This is a genomic window from Sphingomonas jeddahensis (assembly GCF_001981525.1).
Taxonomy (GTDB): Bacteria; Pseudomonadota; Alphaproteobacteria; order Sphingomonadales; family Sphingomonadaceae; genus Sphingomonas; species Sphingomonas jeddahensis.
In genome coordinates this window covers 24,595-40,170 of sequence record NZ_MPSB01000013.1, presented here as the reverse complement: position 1 = coordinate 40,170, position 15,576 = coordinate 24,595, and the positions used below count along the sequence as shown (strand labels likewise).

Here is a 15,576-nt window from a genome sequence, read left to right as displayed (position 1 = left end):
ACCACCTGTCGCACGGCGCGTTGGCGACTTCATGCTGACGGCGCTCTCGATTCGCGACGTGGTACTGATCGAGGCGCTTGACCTCGATTTCGGTCCCGGCCTTGGCGTCCTCACGGGTGAGACCGGCGCCGGCAAGTCGATCCTCCTCGATGCTTTGGGCCTGGCACTGGGTGCACGTGGTGACAGCGGGCTGGTCCGGCATGGCGCCGCACAGGCCAGCGTCACCGCGACCTTTGACCCTCCGGCCGATCTCGCCTCGCTTTTGGACGAGAATGGCATCGAGGCCGAAGCGGGCGAACCGCTGATCGTTCGTCGGGTGGTGAAGGCCGATGGCGGCAGCAGGGGCTTCGTTAACAACCAGCCCGCCTCCGCCGCGTTGCTGCGCGAGCTTGGCGCGCGGCTGGTTGAGATTCACGGTCAGCACGACGATCGCGGCCTGCTCAATCCGCGCGGCCATCGCGCGTTGCTCGATACGTTTGCCCGGCTGGACAGCGCGGGAGTAGCGGCATCTTGGCAATCCTGGCGCGGCGCGGAAACCGCACTTGCCGAGGCCCGCGCAGAAATCGAGATCGCTACGCGCGACCGTGAATGGCTCGACCATGCCGTTGCCGAACTTGACGCCCTTGCCCCCGAGCCGGGCGAGGAAGAAGCGCTCGCTGAACGCCGTCGTGTCATGCAACGGTCGGAGAAGATCGCGGAGGACCTGAACGCCCTCACCGATGCGCTCGACGGCTCCGACGGCGCGCTCGCTCGCATGCGCCAGGCGGCGCGAATCCTCGACCGTATTGCGCCTGACCACCCTGCCCTGAGCGAGGCTCTCGCTGCGCTGGATCGCGCCGTAATCGAGGCCGGCAACGCTGGCGACCAGGTCAACGAGGCAGCACGCGCGCTCGCCTTTGATCCGCGCGCGCTGGAGGATGACGAAGCACGGTTGTTCGAGTTGCGGGGCATGGCCCGCAAGCATCGCGTGCAGCCCGACGACCTCGCCGCGCTCGCTGACGAGCTTCGTGGTCGGCGCAGCCGTCTCGAAGCGGGCGAGGAGGACATTGCCGCGCTCGAACAGCGGGCGCGAGCGGCTCGCGACGCCTATGTCGAAGCCGCCGCCAAGCTCACGAAGGCGCGAACTGCTGCTGCCGCGCGGCTCGACGCCGCGGTTGCAGGGGAGTTGCCGCCGCTGAAACTCGACGCCGCCCGTTTCCGCACAACCGTGGCGCCCTTGCCCGAAGAACAATGGGGCGCCGCGGGGCACGATCGCGTGGAGTTCGAGATCGCCACCAACCCGGGGGCTCCTTACGGCGCGCTGATCAGGATCGCCTCTGGCGGCGAACTGTCTCGTTTCATCCTCGCGCTCAAGGTCGCGTTGGCGGAAGAAGGCGGCGCGGCGACGATGATCTTTGACGAGATCGATCGTGGGGTTGGCGGTGCCGTCGCGTCTGCCATCGGCGAGCGACTCCATCGCCTGGCGGGCCGGGCGCAATTGCTCGTGGTCACTCACTCCCCCCAGGTCGCGGCGCGCGGCGCGGCGCACCTGCTGATCGCCAAGCGCAACGATGGCGTGGTCACGCGCACCGGCGTGCGTCAGCTTGAGCCCGGCGAACGGCGCGAGGAAATCGCCCGCATGCTCTCGGGCGCCATAATCACCGATGAAGCGCGGGCTCAGGCGGATCGGCTGATCGAAACCGCCTGAGGCTGAACATCGTCAGCCTAGCGCGTCTGCCTTGTCGGCGGCTTCACGATCCATCTGCGCACGGCTCTTGCGCTCGGCGGCGGTCTTCAACTGCCCGCAGGCCGCATCGATGTCGCGTCCGCGCGGCGTGCGTACCGGCGCCGAGATGCCAGCCTCGAACACGATGTTGGAGAACGACCGAATCCGTTCCGGGGTTGAGCATTCATAGGCAGCGCCCGGCCAGGGATTGAACGGGATCAGGTTCACCTTCGCCGGCAGCTTGTAGCGCCGCAGCAGGCGCACCAGCTCGCGCGCGTCATCATCCGAATCGTTCTTGTCCTTCAGCATCACGTACTCGAACGTGATGCGCCGGGCATTGTTGGCGCCGGGATAGTCCGCGCACGCCTGCAACAGCTCCTCAATGCCGTATTTGCGATTGAGCGGCACGATCTCGTCCCGCACCGGCTTGGTCACGGCATGGAGCGATACGGCGAGATTCACGCCGATCTCCGCCCCCGCGCGGGCCATCATCGGCACCACCCCCGAGGTGGAAAGCGTGATCCGGCGCTTCGACAGGGCCAGCCCGTCGCCATCCATCACCACTGACAGAGCGTCACGGACGTTGTCGAAATTGTACAGCGGCTCGCCCATGCCCATCATCACGATGTTGGTGAGCATGCGTCCCTCGGGCTGGCTGGGCCATTCGCCAAGGCCATCGCGCGCCAGCATGACCTGGCCGACGATCTCGCCAGCGGTGAGATTGCGCACCAGCTTCATCGTGCCGGTGTGGCAGAAGGTGCAGTTGAGCGTGCAGCCGACCTGGCTCGACACGCACAAGGTCCCCCGATCGGCATCGGGGATAAAAACCATCTCAAAGTCCTGCCCGTCGTCGGAACGCAGCAGCCACTTGCGCGTCCCGTCCGAGGAGACCTGCGCCTCAACCACTTGCGGACGGCCGATCACGAACCGCTCAGTCAACCACGGATGCTGTGCCTTGGCGATGTCCGTCATCACCGAAAAGTCGGTGGCGCCGCGATTGTAGATCCAGTGCCAGATCTGCTTTGCGCGCAGCTTGGCTTGACGCGCGTCGAGTCCGCCGGCGGCCAGCGCCTCGCGCAATTCGCTCTTGGACAGGCCGACTAGGTCGACACGACCATCTGCACGCGGCGTAATGGCTCGCGCGACGGGCACGGGATCGATGTGCCCGGGGATGGGCATGGGAGCGGCCGACAGTGTCTGCATCGCGCGCATATAGCGGAAATCAGCGCCGATTTCCAGTAGACTGCGCCGCCGTCATTCCCGCGAGGACGGGAAACCTGAACTCCCCTCCCGCTTGCGGGAGGGGCTGGGGGTGGGCTGCCCTCAAGCGCGACCCGTGATCAGGCCGACCCCCGCCCCCTCCCGCAGGCGGGAGGGGAGATTACCCCCCACACCCCAAGGTCGCCGCATCGATCGCCGTCGCCGCGCCACCCAGCGCATAGCTGTCGGCAAACGGCCGCCCAGCCGCGCTCACGGCCGAAACGCTCATGCTCCGCCCACCGCGCATCGCTGCCACGATCGCCCGATCCGTCGGCGCATCAGGAGACCAAGCCGCGCGCGCACTGCCCGACAAGGTGAAGCGGCGCTCGCCGATCGACAGCGTCACCGGGGTGCTCGTGCCGCGCGGCTGCGAGAGCCGCACATACAGCGCCGCCCGCCGAGTGCGCCCGAAGCGCGCGGCAACGCTGACGAACGCGCGGCTGCCCGATCGCACCGGCGCGCTGATCGCATAGCAGCGCGGCGGCACGCCATCGCGGAACGCCCCCCACGCGTCGTACACGCCGATCGCCGTGCGCTCCCCCGCGAGCAGCAGCGCAAGCGCGAGGATCACGGGCGCGCGATCACGCCGGCGCCTGCCCGGTGCCGAGATGGATCACGGTCTCGCGCCCCTCGGCGATCATCGTCACCGTGCCTTGCGGATGCGCAGGCAGCACTGGCGCGCCGCACGTGTCGACCGGCGCCCCCGTCATGACGCCGCGCATCACCCGGCTCGAAATGCCATGCATCAGAACCAGCCGGTCGCCCTCATCCTCGGCGGTATCGGCAAGCCACGAGGAAACACGCACCGCGATCGCGTCATACCCTTCGCCATCGGGCGCGCATTTAAGCAACCCGCGTTTATCCACCACCGGCCCCACCTCGCCCGTCAGATCGGCGTAATAGCGGCCGCCCCAGCTGCCCATGCCGATCTCGATCAGCCGGTCGTCATGCCGGGCATCGTGCCAATCGAGCTCCAGATGCTCGGCGATGATCGCCAGCGTCTGCAAGGCGCGTCCGGCAGAGGAGGCCCACATCGTCAGCTTCGGCCTCGGCCCCAGGAATGCACGCAGCGCCTGCCCCATCTCCTCGGCCTGCGCAAAGCCGGCACGGGTCAGCGGCGTGTGCGGCGCATCGCCCTGCATCCGGCGGGCGGCGTTGAACACCGTTTCTCCGTGCCGCGCGATGAAGTCGCGCCCGCGGCGCTGTGTGATGGTCATTTCCGTCTCCCCGTTTCCGCGCTCCGGCCGTCGGACGCGCATAGTCCGCCCCCCCCCTGCTTCAACCCCCTGTGGCCAAGAAACAACGCAAATGCGCGTTTATCTGAGGTTCATGCAACATCGTTCGCGATGGCCCATTTGGATGATCCCCGCCGACGTTGTGGCGGACACGCAAATGGAGTTTTTTATGCGTAAGCTCATCCTGGCGACCCTCGCCGCCACGACCGCCGCCGTCGCTGTTCCGGCTGCCGCGCAGGACGCCGGCCCCTTCACCGGCCCGCGTGCCGGCGTGGTCCTCGGCTATGATGCGATGCGCCCCGGCGATACGCAGGATTCGATGATCCGCGGCGATCAGGGCAGCGATGGTTTCCTGTACGGTGGCGACATCGGCTATGACATCGCATTCAACAACCTCGTTGTCGGTCTCGAAGGCGAGATCACCGGTTCGACCGGCCGTGTCGACAATGATCCGCGCGATCCCAGCGACTTCGGCTACGGCCGCGTCAAGGCAGGTCGTGACCTGTACGTCGGAGGCCGCATCGGCGTGATCGCGGCACCGCGGACGCTGGTCTACGGCAAGGTGGGCTACACCAATGCCCGTCTCGACCTGACGCGCAACGACACCACGACCGAAACCGGTCAGAACTTCAACCTCGACGGTTTTCGTCTTGGCGCCGGTGTCGAGCAGAGCCTGTCGCCGAACACCTATGCGAAGCTCGAGTATCGCTATTCTAACTATGGCGACGCCCGCCTGAACTATCCGGACGGCGCCAGCACCGGCACCTTCGGCGTGGACACGGATCGTCATCAGGTCGCTGTGGGCGCCGGCTTCCGCTTCTAACTACTGCCGGGCCGGCAACACGCCGTTCCCAGTGATGGTCGGATCGGAACTATCCACCGAAAAGAAGGGTCGGGGCGCTTGCTCCGGCCCTTTCTGTTTGGCTAGGAACCGGGCGAGTTGCCCCTGGTCGAATCCTGCGGGCCGGGGGAAGACTTGATGAAGGCGACGATCGAACGCGCAACGCTCCTCAAGGGGCTGAGCCATGTCCAATCGGTGGTGGAACGCCGCAACACCATCCCGATCCTGTCCAACGTGCTGATCGAGGCGACGGCCGAGGGCGCGCTGCGCCTGATGGCCACCGATCTCGATCTGCAGATCAACGAAAGCGTCGCCGCTGCCGTTGATCAGCCCGGCGCCACCACCGTGTCGGCCCACACCTTGTTCGACATTGCGCGGAAGCTGCCCGAGGGCGCTCAGGTATCGCTCACCGCTGCCGAGGGGCGGATGACGATCGTCGCCGGCCGCGCGCGCTTCTCGCTCGGCACGCTGCCGCGCGATGATTTTCCTGTGATTGCAGAGGGCGAACTGCCGACGCAGTTCGAAATGCCGGCCGAGGCGCTGAAGCAGATCATCGACAAGACCCGTTTCGCCATCTCCACCGAAGAGACGCGTTACTACCTCAACGGCATCTTCCTCCACGTCTCGGAAGACGGCGGCTCGCAGCCGGTGCTGAAGGCGGCCGCTACCGATGGCCATCGCCTCGCCCGCGTCACGCTACCGCGTCCGGATGGCGCAGAGAACATGCCCGACGTGATCGTGCCGCGGAAGTGCGTGGCCGAATTGCGCAAGCTGCTCGACGAGGTGGATGGCTCGGTCGGTGTGTCGCTCAGCGGCACCAAGATCCGCTTTGATCTCGGCCAGGCAATCCTGACGTCGAAGCTGATCGACGGCACCTTCCCCGATTACAGCCGTGTCATCCCGACCGGTAACGACAAGATCCTGAAGCTCGATCCGTCGGCCTTTATGGAGGGCGTTGACCGCGTCTCCACCATTGCGACGGAGAAGACCCGTGCGGTGAAGATGGGCCTTGGCCGCGACAAGATCACCCTGTCTGTAACGAGCCCGGAAAACGGCACCGCATCGGAGGACGTGCCGGGCGAGTATGTGGCCGCGGAGTTCGAGATCGGCTTCAACAGCCGCTATCTGATGGATATTCTCGGCCAGATCGACGGCGACGTGGTCGAGGTGCACCTCGCCGACGCCGCCGCGCCTACGCTGATCCGCGAGAATGACAAGGCTCCGGCGCTTTATGTTTTGATGCCGATGCGCGTGTGATTGAATGCCCTCCCCGCGCCGCGGGGAGGACGTTCCAGTTCAGGGGAAGAGGCGGCCGCCCTCCCCTCCGCTCAGCCCCGTTTGTCGCCGCGCGGGGTGAGTTGACCAGGCGTGATGAAACCGATCGGCTGGATCGATGCGGCATCCTGCTTCAGCTTTGCAGCGATCTGCTCGTAGTCGCGCTCCATTTCCGACGTTACGCTTGCGCGCGATTCGGTGAGCGCCGCTTCGAAGTGCGCTTGGCGCACCTCCTTTGTCTCGATCGACTCGCGCAAGGCGATCAAACCGGCGCGTCGCACCACGTCTTCTAGATCAGCGCCGGTGAAACGATCGGTGCGCTCGGCGATGACATCCAGATCGACGTCGTCGGCGAGCGGCATCTTCTGCGTCTGAATGGCCAGAATTCGCCGGCGCCCCGCCGCATTCGGTACGCCGACGTAGATCAACTCATCAAACCTTCCCGGTCGCAGCAGTGCCGGATCGACAAGATTTGGTCGATTGGTCGCACCGATCACCACCACCGACTGAAGTTCTTCCAGCCCGTCCATCTCGGCAAGGATGGTGTTCACCACACGTTCGGTGACCTGCGGCTCGCCTAAGCCGCCGCCACGCGCCGGCACCAGCGAATCGAGCTCGTCGATGAAGATCACCGTGGGCGCTACCTGGCGCGCACGCTGGAACAGGCGAGCAATTTGTTGCTCGCTCTCACCATACCATTTGCTTAGCAGATCCGAGGACTTGGTGGCGATGAAGTTTGCCTCTGCCTCACGTGCCACTGCCTTGGCGAGCAGGGTCTTGCCCGTGCCCGGCGGGCCATAAAGCAGGAAGCCCTTGGCCGGACGGATCCCGAGGCGACGGAATGCATCAGGATCCTTCAGCGGCAGTTCGACACCTTCCTTGAGGCGCATCTGCGCGTCATCCAGGCCCCCGACATCGTCCCAACGGACCGTCGGCGCCTGCACCATCACTTCGCGCATCGCACTCGGCTGAACACGCTTTAGCGCTTCCATGAAGTCTTCGCGCGTCACCGCGAGAGTATCGAGCACCTCCGGCGGGATCGTTCGCTCTTCAAGGTTAAGTCGCGGCATGATCCGCCGCACCGCCTCGATCGCCGCCTCGCGGGTGAGCGCGGCAACGTCGGCGCCGACAAAGCCGAAGGTAGTGCGGGCGAGTTCGTCCAGATCGACCTTGTCGCCGAGCGGCATGCCACGCGTATGGATGCCCAGTATTTCACGTCTTCCGCGCTCGTCCGGAACGCCGACGATGATCTCCCGATCGAACCGGCCCGGGCGGCGCAGCGCCTCGTCGATCGCCTCCGGCCGATTGGTGGCGGCGATGACCACGAGGTTCGCACGCGCTTCCAACCCGTCCATCAGCGTGAGAAGCTGCGCAACGACGCGCTTCTCTGCCTCACCGGACACTTGCCCGCGCTTGGGCGCGATCGAATCGATTTCGTCGATAAAGACGATCGAAGGCGCGTTCTTCGCGGCTTCCTCAAAGACCTGGCGCAGCCGGCCCTCCGATTCGCCATAAGCCGAGCCCATGATCTCCGGACCGTTGATCAAAAAGAACTGCGCGTCGCTCTCGTTCGCCACCGCGCGTGCCAGCCGGGTCTTGCCCGTTCCGGGCGGGCCGTGGAGCAGAACGCCCTTGGGCGGATCAACGCCAAGGCGCTGGAATAGCTCCGGATAGCGGAGGGGGAGCTCGACCATCTCGCGCAGTTGATCGATCGTTGCGGCCATGCCGCCAATATCATCATAGGTAACATCAGCGCGGCGAGCGTCGTTGGGCTCTTCGTACTCAGGGCGAAGCTCGACCTCGGTATTCTCGTCGATATGCACAATGCCCTTCGGCGCGGCGGAGACGACGACGAGCCGAATTTCCTGCAGGGCGTAAGCGGGCGCATTGACGAATTGCTGCATGCCCGGCGGCATGTTCGCGACGCGCTGGTGGCCGGCGGTTGCGACAACATCGCCCTGTGCCAGAGGTCGGCCGATGAAGGTGCGCTTCAGCGCTACCGTGGAGCCCTGAAGGCGCAGGTTCTGCGCGGCCGGCGCGAACACGACGCGGGTCGCTGGGTTCGATTCGGCACGGCGCACTTCGACGAAATCGCCCGAGCCAACGCCGGCGTTGGCCCGCTGAAGCCCGTCAATGCGGACGAGGGCCAAGCCTTCGTCCTCCTGATAGGGGCCGACGGCGCGCGCGGGAGTAGACTTTTTGCCTACAATCTCAATCACGTCACCATCAGTGAGGCCAAGCGACGCCATGAAGGCGCGGGGCAGGTGGGCGATGCCACGGCCGCTATCCTCCGGTCGGGCATTAGCGACCTGTAACTTCTGGGCCTGCGTTTCGCTGTCCGCCAATGCGCTTCTCCTCCGGGATTCTCAGCGTTAGATATAGAGGCGCGCCCGAGTTTTTAGGGGCAACGTTGGACCATCACTGGGCGACAAGGCGCCCATCGGCGGCAAAATCGGGCTATCCCCGGCTATCTACGGGACAATCCGGAGAAAGTTGGAGATTGTTGACGCGAAAAAAAGGGGCCGATCCGAAGACCAGCCCCTGAAAAGTTTTTAGGAGAGGATGCCTGAAAGGCCCGCCCTATTTGCGTCCGAACCTCTTATTGTGCAAGTGCGAAGAAACACGGTTGGGTTGCAAAATTTGCATCCGCACGGCCATGTGCTTGTGTGGTGAACGTGACGTCAACATCGTGCAACGCACAACAAGGAACGAGTAGAACCATGCGTCGATTGCCACCCTTGACCGCGATCGAGGCGTTTGTCGCCGTTGCGCGGCTCGGATCGGTCAAGGCGGCTGCGCAAGAGCTCGCACTGTCAGCCCCGGCGCTAAGCCGCCGCGTTCAGACGCTGGAGCGTTTTCTCGATCGCCCGCTGTTCGATCGCCGGCATCAGGCGATGGTGCCCAATGCCGATGGGGAGCGGCTGCTGGCACAGATCGCGCCGGTGCTGGACCAATTATCTGACGCGGTCGAATCCATGACAAGCGCGGCGGAGGTGCTGCGGCTGCGCCTGGGCGTGCTTCCGCTATTCGCCTCGCAGCGCCTGTTTCCGCGGTTGACGGAACTCCGCAACGCCCATCCGGAGATCCATCTGGATATCGATACCGCTGCGCATGGCGTGACAAGGCTGGGCGAAGGTCTGGATGCGGTCATCGCGTTGGCCCGCGACATCGACCCGGCGCTGTACGCCCGGCGTTTGGACCGCAACATGGTCTATGTCATCGGTAGCCGATCGCTGATCGAGCGGCCTGATCCGATCGTTCGGCCGCAGCAGCTCGCCACCTTGACCGCACTGGTACATCGCGAGATGCCGGACACCTTCACGGCTTGGCGCACCGCGGCCGGGCTCCATGACATCGAACCGGCAGCGGTGGATCATTTCGATTCGGGCGCGCTGATGCTGGAAGCCGCGGCGCAGGGATTGGGCGTCGCGTTCATGCACGAAAGCCATTTCCAGGACGCAGCGGACCCGCGGCTGGTGCGGCTGTTCGAGATCGAGGTGGTGAGCCCGTACAGCTATTGGTTCGTCTGCCGCCCGCGCGCGCTGCAAATGAAGCAGGTGCGGCTGTTCAGAGACTGGCTGATCGGGGCGCTGGGGTCGGAGACGGTCTGAGAAGGGTTCGGTGGGAGCATTCGTGTGCTGCGTCACCCCGGATCAAGTCCGGGGTGACGAGCAAATGTGCGCGAAGGTTAGGAAGCGCGCGCCTTGACGATCTTGCCCGGCTCGCGCGGCGGCTCGCCCTTGGGCAGCGCGTCGATCAGGTCCATGCCATCGGTGACTTCGCCCCAGACGGTGTATTGGCCGTCGAGGAAGCGCGCATCGTCGAAGCAGATGAAGAACTGCGAGTTGGCGCTGTTCGGATCGTTGGTGCGGGCCATCGAGCAGACGCCGCGGACGTGCGGCTGCTTGGAGAATTCCTGCTTCAGATTTGGCTTGTCCGAACCGTGCATGCCGGTGCCCGTAGGATCGCCGCCCTGTGCCATGAAACCCGGGATCACGCGGTGAAAGACCACGCCGTCGTAGAAGCCGTCGTTCGCTAGCTCCGCAATACGGTTGACGTGCTCGGGCGCCAGATCGGGGCGCAGCTTGATCGTCACGTCGCCGCCGTCGAGCGTCAGCACCAGCGTGTTAAAGGTATCGGCCATGAACGGCTCCTTCCGGTGTAATCGGGAAAGCGGCGCCGTAGCCCCGCCCCGGCATGAACGCAAATCGGCGCAGTTGGCTTCGCAGGCCAGCGGCGCTAGGAGGCGCGGCTTGATCCGGCAGCCGATGGAGGCGGGCGATGAGCGACACCGAACTCCGCAATGACGGGCGCCTTGAGGACGAGCACCAGCTGGACGCGGACGACCGGCTGAGGCCCGAATTCGTCGATGCCGTGCTGGACGCGGTGGAGAATGGCGACACCGAGGAGGCGCACCGGCTGGTCGAGCCGCTGCACCCGGCCGACATTGCCGACCTGTTCGAACTGACCCCCGACGAACGCCGCGCCCCGCTCGCCGCCGCGGTCGCCGATCTGCTCGACGGCGATGTGTTCGCTGAGATGAACGATTATGTCCGCGAACAACTGATCGACGCGCTGGACGCGCGGCAGGTCGCGGACATCGCCTCCGAACTCGATACCGACGACGCTGTTGCGATCATCGAGGACATGGACGCGGAGGACCAGCGCGAAGTGCTCCGCGCGATGGAACCCGACGATCGCGCCGCGATCGAGGAGGCGCTGAGCTATCCGGAAGAATCCGCCGGCCGCCTGATGCAGCGCGAGCTGATCGCGGTCCCCGAACATTGGACGATCGGTGACACGATCGATTACCTGCGCGGCCACGAGGAACTGACCACCGACTTCTGGGAAGTGTTTGTGGTCGATCCGGCGCACAAGCCGGTCGGCACCTGCGCCCTGTCATGGATCCTGCGCACCCCGCGCTCGATCTCCATGGCCGATGTGATGCAGCGCGAACAGACGTTGATCCCGGTCGACATGGATCAGGAAGAGGTCGCGCTGCGCTTCCAGAAATATGCGCTGATCTCCGCCGCCGTGGTGGACGGATCGGGGCGGCTGGTGGGCATGATCACCGTCGATGACGTGGTCCACATCATCCAGGAGGAAGCCGGCGAGGACGCGCTGCTTCTGTCCGGCGCCGGCGAGGGCGACATCAACGAGCCGGTGGTGGACAGCTACAAGGCGCGCGTACGCTGGCTGATCGCCAATCTGTTCACCGCCTTGCTCGCCTCCTTCATCATCTCGATGTTCGAAACGACGATCGAGCGGATGGTGGCGCTCGCCACCTTGATGCCGATCGTGGCGGGCGTGGGCGGCAATGCGGGAACGCAGACGCTGGCGGTGACGGTGCGCGCGCTGGCGACGAACCAGCTGACGCAATCGAACACCGCGCGAGCGATCGGGCGCGAGATCCGGGTGGCGCTGCTCAACGGGGTAACCGTAGCGGTAGTGATCGGCGTGGGCGTGTCGATCGTGTTCGGCAATCCGATGCTGGGCGGGGTGATCGCGGCGGCGATGATGACCAACATTCTAGTCGCCGGGCTAGCCGGCGTGTTGGTGCCGGTGACGCTGGATCGCTTCAACGCCGATCCCGCAGTGGCATCGTCGGTGTTCGTGACGATGACGACGGATTCGATCGGCTTCCTCGCCTTTCTGGGGCTTGCGACTGCCTCTGGCCTCGTCGGCTGAGGCTCCCCACATCCGGCGAGCATGCCGCTTCACATCACCAAAGTCGCTTTCGGTCACACCCATGTCGAAAATCTTGCCGAGCGCCTGAAGCTGCGCGGGGAGGAAGGGCCGTTGTTTTTGACAACGCGCTACCTGCCCAAGCGGCATGAGGAGATCGCCGGTCAGGGATCCTTGTTCTGGATCATCAAGCATCAGCTGGTGGCGCGGTCACCGATCCTCAGTTTTGGCGACGCGGAGGGTGGCCGGGTGGCGATCCATATCGATCCGGTGCTGCGGCTGGTGGCAGCGCGACCGAAGCGGGCGCATCAGGGGTGGCGCTATCTGGAGCATGACGATGCGCCGGCGGACCTTGGTGGCGATGGCACCGACATGGCGGAGCTGCCACCGGGATTGCTGGGGAAGCTGGCGGAGCTTGGGTTGGTTTGAGCTGATATCCCTCCTCGGAGCGGGGATGATTTCAGTATCAGACCAGCGCCCCGACCGTTTCCATGAACTTGGCCAGGCTGATCGGTTTGGACACATAGGCCTCGGCCCCCGCCGCCCGGATGCGTTCTTCGTCCTCGCGGCCGGCGTAAGCGGTGACGGCCATGACCGGGATCGCGCGCAACGCGTCGTCGGCCTTCAGCTCCAGGATCAGCTCATAGCCCGTGACATAGGGCATCTGGATATCCATGATGATGAGATCGGGCGCGAACTCACGGGCGCGTGCCACCGCCTCCCGACCGTCGCGCACCGGCTCCGCGGCATGATCGTGCGCGCGCAGCAGATCGCAGAAGAGCTTCAGGTTGAGTTCGTTGTCCTCGACAACGAGCACCTTCTTTGCCACGCCAGTCCCGACCCCCATTTGCACCCACGATAGGCGATGACGCGACGCGACTCAAACGCAGAACCGGCCGATGCGCTTGCGCTGCGTGCGCTGGTGTGGACGCTCTCGGAGCCCGACCGCGCGTCGCGGCTGATCTCGCTGACCGGGCTGGATCCGGACGATCTGCGCGCGCGGATCGGCGAACCGGCGGTGCTGGCCGCCAGCCTCCATTTCCTGGAAGCGCACGAACCCGACCTGATCGCCTGCGCCGCGGCGATCGACACCAAACCCGAGGCGCTGGTGCGCGCCCGCCACGAATTGGAAGCGCTATGAACCGTCCCCTCCTGATCTCCGACTGCGACGAAGTGCTGCTGCACATGGTGAAGCATTTCGGCGACTGGCTGGGTGATGCGCATGACATCGATTTCACGCCAACGAGCTGGGAGCTGGGCCGCAACATGCGCCGGCGCAACGGCGGCGCGGCGCCGACGCGCGAGGAGATGATGGGCTTCCTAGACGGCTTCTTCCCGGGCGAAATGCACCGCCAGACCCTGGTGCCGGGTGCGCGCGAGTCGCTGGCGCGGATCGCTGAGGTGGCCGACATCGTGATCCTGACCAATTTGCAGGACCAGTGCCGCACGCATCGCATCGACCAGCTTGCCGCCTTCGGGATCGAACATCGCGTCGAGTGCAACCAGGGACCGAAGGGCGCGCCGGTGGGGGCGATCGCCGCGGAGCATGGCAATCCGGTGACGGTGTTCATCGACGACCTGCCGATGCACCATGAATCGGTGGCGGAGCATGCCCCGCAGGTCCACCGGCTGCATATGGTCGCGGAGCCGGCGCTGGCGCCCGGCGTACCCCCTGCCCCGGCGGCGCATGCGCGGATCGACGATTGGCCCGAGGCGCTGGCGTGGATAACCGAGCGGTTCGCGGCGGGGCAGCCGGCGCAGGGTTGAGGCGGGGGTTCAGGTTCCTCCCTCTTGCAGGAAGGGAATGGTCGGGGTGCTTGAATGTCGCGGCGAGCTGGTGTTGAACCCGTGGCCATGACCGATATCGATCGCAAGCTGGAAGAGCTTGGCCTCACCCTGCCCAAGGCCGCTGCTCCCGTCGCCACTTATGTTCCCGCCGTCGAGGCGGGCGGGCTGCTTCACGTCTCCGGCCAGCTGCCGTTCCGTGATGGCAAGGTCGTCACCGGGCGGCTGGGCGACGACCTCGACGTCGCCGCGGGCCAGGAGGCGGCCAAGCTGTGCGCGCTGATGGTGGTGGCGCAGGTGAAGGCGGCGCTGGGCGATCTGTCGCGCGTGGCGCGGGTTGTGAAGCTGGGCGTGTTCGTCAATTCGACTGCGAGCTTTGGCGATCAGCCGGAGGTAGCGAATGGCGCGTCGGACCTGATGGTCGCGCTGTTCGGCGATGCCGGCAAGCATGCGCGCGCGGCGGTTGGTGTTGCTGCGCTGCCGCGCCATGCGGCGGTCGAGGTGGATGCCGTGATCGCGGTGGCGGGCTGAACTTTACGGCCCGACTGAACCTCTTGCCCCTTCTTCCGTTCGGGCTGAGCTTGTCGAAGCCCTGCCCTTCCTCTCAGAGGACGGCAGCCCTTCGACAAGATCAGGGCGAACGGAATCATTAAAGCATGACCAAACTGACCGCTCGCCTTGCCGATGGTGTCGCCAGCATTCCGGCCGCACAATGGGATGCGTGCGCCGCGGGCGACAATCCGTTCGTCAGCCATGCCTTTCTCTCCGCATTGGAAGAGTCAGGCAGCGTCGGCAGGCGGAGCGGGTGGCAGGCGATCCCGGTGATCGTCGACGGGGCGGATGGCGCGCCGATCGCGGTGGCGCCGGCCTATGCCAAGGCGCACAGCCAGGGCGAATATGTCTTCGACCATGCCTGGGCGGATGCCTGGGAGCGCGCGGGCGGTTCCTATTACCCCAAGCTCCAGATCGCGACGCCGTTCACCCCGGTGCCGGGGCCGCGGCTGCTGTTGCGCGATTCCGCCGCGGCGCCGGCGCTGATCGCGGCGCTGGAGGCGGTGACCGACCAGCATGAGCTGTCCTCCGCGCACGCCACTTTCCTGTCGCCCGAGCAGGTGCCGTTGTTCGAGGATGCCGGCTGGCTGATCCGCGAGGGGACGCAGTTCCACTGGCACAATCATGGCTTCGGCAGTTTCGACGATTTCCTCGCCACGCTGGCCAGCCGCAAGCGCAAGGCGATCCGCAAGGAGCGTGCGGGCGCGGTCGAAGGGCTGACGATCCGGCACCTGACCGGGGATCAGATCGGCGCGCGCGAATGGGACGCGTTCTGGACCTTCTATCAGGATACGGGGAGCCGGAAATGGGGGCAGCCGTATCTCACCCGTTCGGTGTTTCCGCTGCTGGGCGAGCGGATGGGGGATCGGCTGCTGCTGATCCTGGCCGAGCGTGACGGCATGCCGATCGCGGGGGCGCTGAACCTGATCGGGGCGGAGACACTCTATGGCCGCTATTGGGGCTGCATCGAGGACGTGCCGTTCCTGCATTTCGAGCTGTGCTACTACCAGGCGATCGATGCGGCGATCGCGCGCGGGCTGAAGACGGTGGAGGCCGGGGCGCAGGGGGAGCACAAATTGACGCGCGGCTATGCGCCGGTGCCGACCTGGTCGGCGCATTACATCCCGAATCCAGGGTTTCGCCGTGCTGTGGCGGAGTTCCTGGTGCGCGAACGGGCGGCGGTTGAGGCGGATCAGGCGTTTCTGGAGCGGCTGACGCCGTTTCGAAAGGGAGAGTGA

16 protein-coding genes are annotated in these 15,576 nt (G+C 65.6%); 10 read left to right on the top strand and 6 right to left on the bottom strand.

The genetic code is table 11. The features are described 5' to 3' along the window. Positions 1–31: 31 nt before the first annotated feature. Positions 32–1,687, top strand: a complete 1,656-nt coding sequence (recN, locus tag SPHI_RS12540; RefSeq protein WP_076745301.1) for a DNA repair protein RecN — start codon at positions 32–34, stop codon at positions 1,685–1,687. A 12-nt stretch (positions 1,688–1,699) separates the two neighbouring features. Here recN and rlmN read toward each other — a convergent pair whose 3' ends face one another. The 3 genes from rlmN to SPHI_RS12525 all read right to left on the bottom strand — a co-directional run bounded on the left by rlmN (position 1,700) and on the right by SPHI_RS12525 (position 4,182). Then, positions 1,700–2,884 carry a 23S rRNA (adenine(2503)-C(2))-methyltransferase RlmN gene (gene rlmN, locus SPHI_RS12535; RefSeq protein ID WP_233130914.1) on the bottom strand — a complete coding sequence of 395 codons (1,185 nt, stop codon included), beginning with the start codon at positions 2,882–2,884 and terminating at the stop codon, positions 1,700–1,702. A gap of 202 nt (positions 2,885–3,086) precedes the next feature. Next, positions 3,087–3,536: an invasion associated locus B family protein gene (locus SPHI_RS12530; protein ID WP_076745300.1), complete on the bottom strand. Its 450-nt coding sequence runs from the start codon at positions 3,534–3,536 to the stop codon at positions 3,087–3,089. 10 nt (positions 3,537–3,546) lie between these two features. After that, positions 3,547–4,182: a histidine phosphatase family protein gene (locus SPHI_RS12525; RefSeq protein ID WP_076745299.1), complete on the bottom strand. Its 636-nt coding sequence runs from the start codon at positions 4,180–4,182 to the stop codon at positions 3,547–3,549. A gap of 187 nt (positions 4,183–4,369) precedes the next feature. Here SPHI_RS12525 and SPHI_RS12520 point away from each other — a divergent pair, with 187 nt between their 5' ends. Next, a complete protein-coding gene (locus SPHI_RS12520; protein WP_076745354.1) occupies positions 4,370–5,023 on the top strand; it encodes an outer membrane protein in 654 nt (217 codons plus the stop codon). A 156-nt stretch (positions 5,024–5,179) separates the two neighbouring features. Beyond that, positions 5,180–6,298: a DNA polymerase III subunit beta gene (gene dnaN / locus SPHI_RS12515; RefSeq protein ID WP_076745298.1), complete on the top strand. Its 1,119-nt coding sequence runs from the start codon at positions 5,180–5,182 to the stop codon at positions 6,296–6,298. Positions 6,299–6,369: 71 nt separating this feature from the next. Here dnaN and SPHI_RS12510 read toward each other — a convergent pair whose 3' ends face one another. Further along, the gene (locus SPHI_RS12510; RefSeq protein WP_076745297.1) at positions 6,370–8,661 is read right to left on the bottom strand and encodes a CDC48 family AAA ATPase; all 2,292 of its coding nucleotides are present in this window, start codon (positions 8,659–8,661) and stop codon (positions 6,370–6,372) included. 375 nt (positions 8,662–9,036) lie between these two features. Between SPHI_RS12510 and SPHI_RS12505 the strand changes: the two genes are divergently transcribed. After that, complete coding sequence (locus tag SPHI_RS12505; protein WP_076745296.1) at positions 9,037–9,927, top strand: LysR substrate-binding domain-containing protein; 891 nt, start codon at positions 9,037–9,039, stop codon at positions 9,925–9,927. 77 nt (positions 9,928–10,004) lie between these two features. On the opposite strand, the gene SPHI_RS12500 is transcribed toward SPHI_RS12505, so the two are convergent. Further along, on the bottom strand, positions 10,005–10,460 hold the full coding sequence (locus tag SPHI_RS12500) for a peptidylprolyl isomerase (protein WP_076745295.1): 456 nt from the start codon (positions 10,458–10,460) through the stop codon (positions 10,005–10,007). A 137-nt stretch (positions 10,461–10,597) separates the two neighbouring features. Between SPHI_RS12500 and mgtE the strand changes: the two genes are divergently transcribed. Together mgtE and SPHI_RS12490 are read left to right on the top strand one after the other, a co-directional pair. Continuing rightward, the gene (mgtE, locus tag SPHI_RS12495; protein WP_076745294.1) at positions 10,598–12,004 is read left to right on the top strand and encodes a magnesium transporter; all 1,407 of its coding nucleotides are present in this window, start codon (positions 10,598–10,600) and stop codon (positions 12,002–12,004) included. A 21-nt stretch (positions 12,005–12,025) separates the two neighbouring features. Continuing rightward, entirely contained in the window at positions 12,026–12,430 is a 405-nt protein-coding gene (locus SPHI_RS12490; RefSeq protein ID WP_076745293.1) for a DUF1489 family protein, read from the top strand. A 37-nt stretch (positions 12,431–12,467) separates the two neighbouring features. On the opposite strand, the gene SPHI_RS12485 is transcribed toward SPHI_RS12490, so the two are convergent. Further along, positions 12,468–12,830 carry a response regulator gene (locus SPHI_RS12485; protein ID WP_076745292.1) on the bottom strand — a complete coding sequence of 121 codons (363 nt, stop codon included), beginning with the start codon at positions 12,828–12,830 and terminating at the stop codon, positions 12,468–12,470. A gap of 36 nt (positions 12,831–12,866) precedes the next feature. Between SPHI_RS12485 and SPHI_RS12480 the strand changes: the two genes are divergently transcribed. The 4 genes from SPHI_RS12480 to SPHI_RS12465 all read left to right on the top strand — a co-directional run bounded on the left by SPHI_RS12480 (position 12,867) and on the right by SPHI_RS12465 (position 15,576). Beyond that, positions 12,867–13,142, top strand: coding sequence for a DUF3572 domain-containing protein (locus SPHI_RS12480; protein ID WP_076745291.1), 276 nt, complete (start codon positions 12,867–12,869; stop codon positions 13,140–13,142). Then, positions 13,139–13,768, top strand: a complete 630-nt coding sequence (locus SPHI_RS12475) for a hypothetical protein (RefSeq protein WP_076745290.1) — start codon at positions 13,139–13,141, stop codon at positions 13,766–13,768. The genes SPHI_RS12480 and SPHI_RS12475 overlap by 4 nt, the downstream gene beginning before the upstream one ends. 87 nt (positions 13,769–13,855) lie before the next feature. Then, positions 13,856–14,317 carry a RidA family protein gene (locus SPHI_RS12470; protein WP_076745289.1) on the top strand — a complete coding sequence of 154 codons (462 nt, stop codon included), beginning with the start codon at positions 13,856–13,858 and terminating at the stop codon, positions 14,315–14,317. A 125-nt stretch (positions 14,318–14,442) separates the two neighbouring features. Next, positions 14,443–15,576 carry a GNAT family N-acetyltransferase gene (locus SPHI_RS12465; RefSeq protein WP_076745288.1) on the top strand — a complete coding sequence of 378 codons (1,134 nt, stop codon included), beginning with the start codon at positions 14,443–14,445 and terminating at the stop codon, positions 15,574–15,576.

Coding starts and splice junctions, on each gene's coding strand:
- SPHI_RS12475 (WP_076745290.1), top strand. CDS start 13,139: ATGAACCGTCCCCTCCTGATCTCCGACTGCGACGAAGTGCTGCTGCAC.
- SPHI_RS12490 (WP_076745293.1), top strand. CDS start 12,026: ATGCCGCTTCACATCACCAAAGTCGCTTTCGGTCACACCCATGTCGAA.
- SPHI_RS12480 (WP_076745291.1), top strand. CDS start 12,867: ATGACGCGACGCGACTCAAACGCAGAACCGGCCGATGCGCTTGCGCTG.
- dnaN (WP_076745298.1), top strand. CDS start 5,180: ATGAAGGCGACGATCGAACGCGCAACGCTCCTCAAGGGGCTGAGCCAT.
- SPHI_RS12470 (WP_076745289.1), top strand. CDS start 13,856: ATGACCGATATCGATCGCAAGCTGGAAGAGCTTGGCCTCACCCTGCCC.
- rlmN (WP_233130914.1), bottom strand. CDS start 2,884: ATGCCCATCCCCGGGCACATCGATCCCGTGCCCGTCGCGCGAGCCATT.
- SPHI_RS12520 (WP_076745354.1), top strand. CDS start 4,370: ATGCGTAAGCTCATCCTGGCGACCCTCGCCGCCACGACCGCCGCCGTC.
- mgtE (WP_076745294.1), top strand. CDS start 10,598: ATGAGCGACACCGAACTCCGCAATGACGGGCGCCTTGAGGACGAGCAC.
- SPHI_RS12500 (WP_076745295.1), bottom strand. CDS start 10,460: ATGGCCGATACCTTTAACACGCTGGTGCTGACGCTCGACGGCGGCGAC.
- SPHI_RS12505 (WP_076745296.1), top strand. CDS start 9,037: ATGCGTCGATTGCCACCCTTGACCGCGATCGAGGCGTTTGTCGCCGTT.
- SPHI_RS12465 (WP_076745288.1), top strand. CDS start 14,443: ATGACCAAACTGACCGCTCGCCTTGCCGATGGTGTCGCCAGCATTCCG.
- recN (WP_076745301.1), top strand. CDS start 32: ATGCTGACGGCGCTCTCGATTCGCGACGTGGTACTGATCGAGGCGCTT.
- SPHI_RS12525 (WP_076745299.1), bottom strand. CDS start 4,182: ATGACCATCACACAGCGCCGCGGGCGCGACTTCATCGCGCGGCACGGA.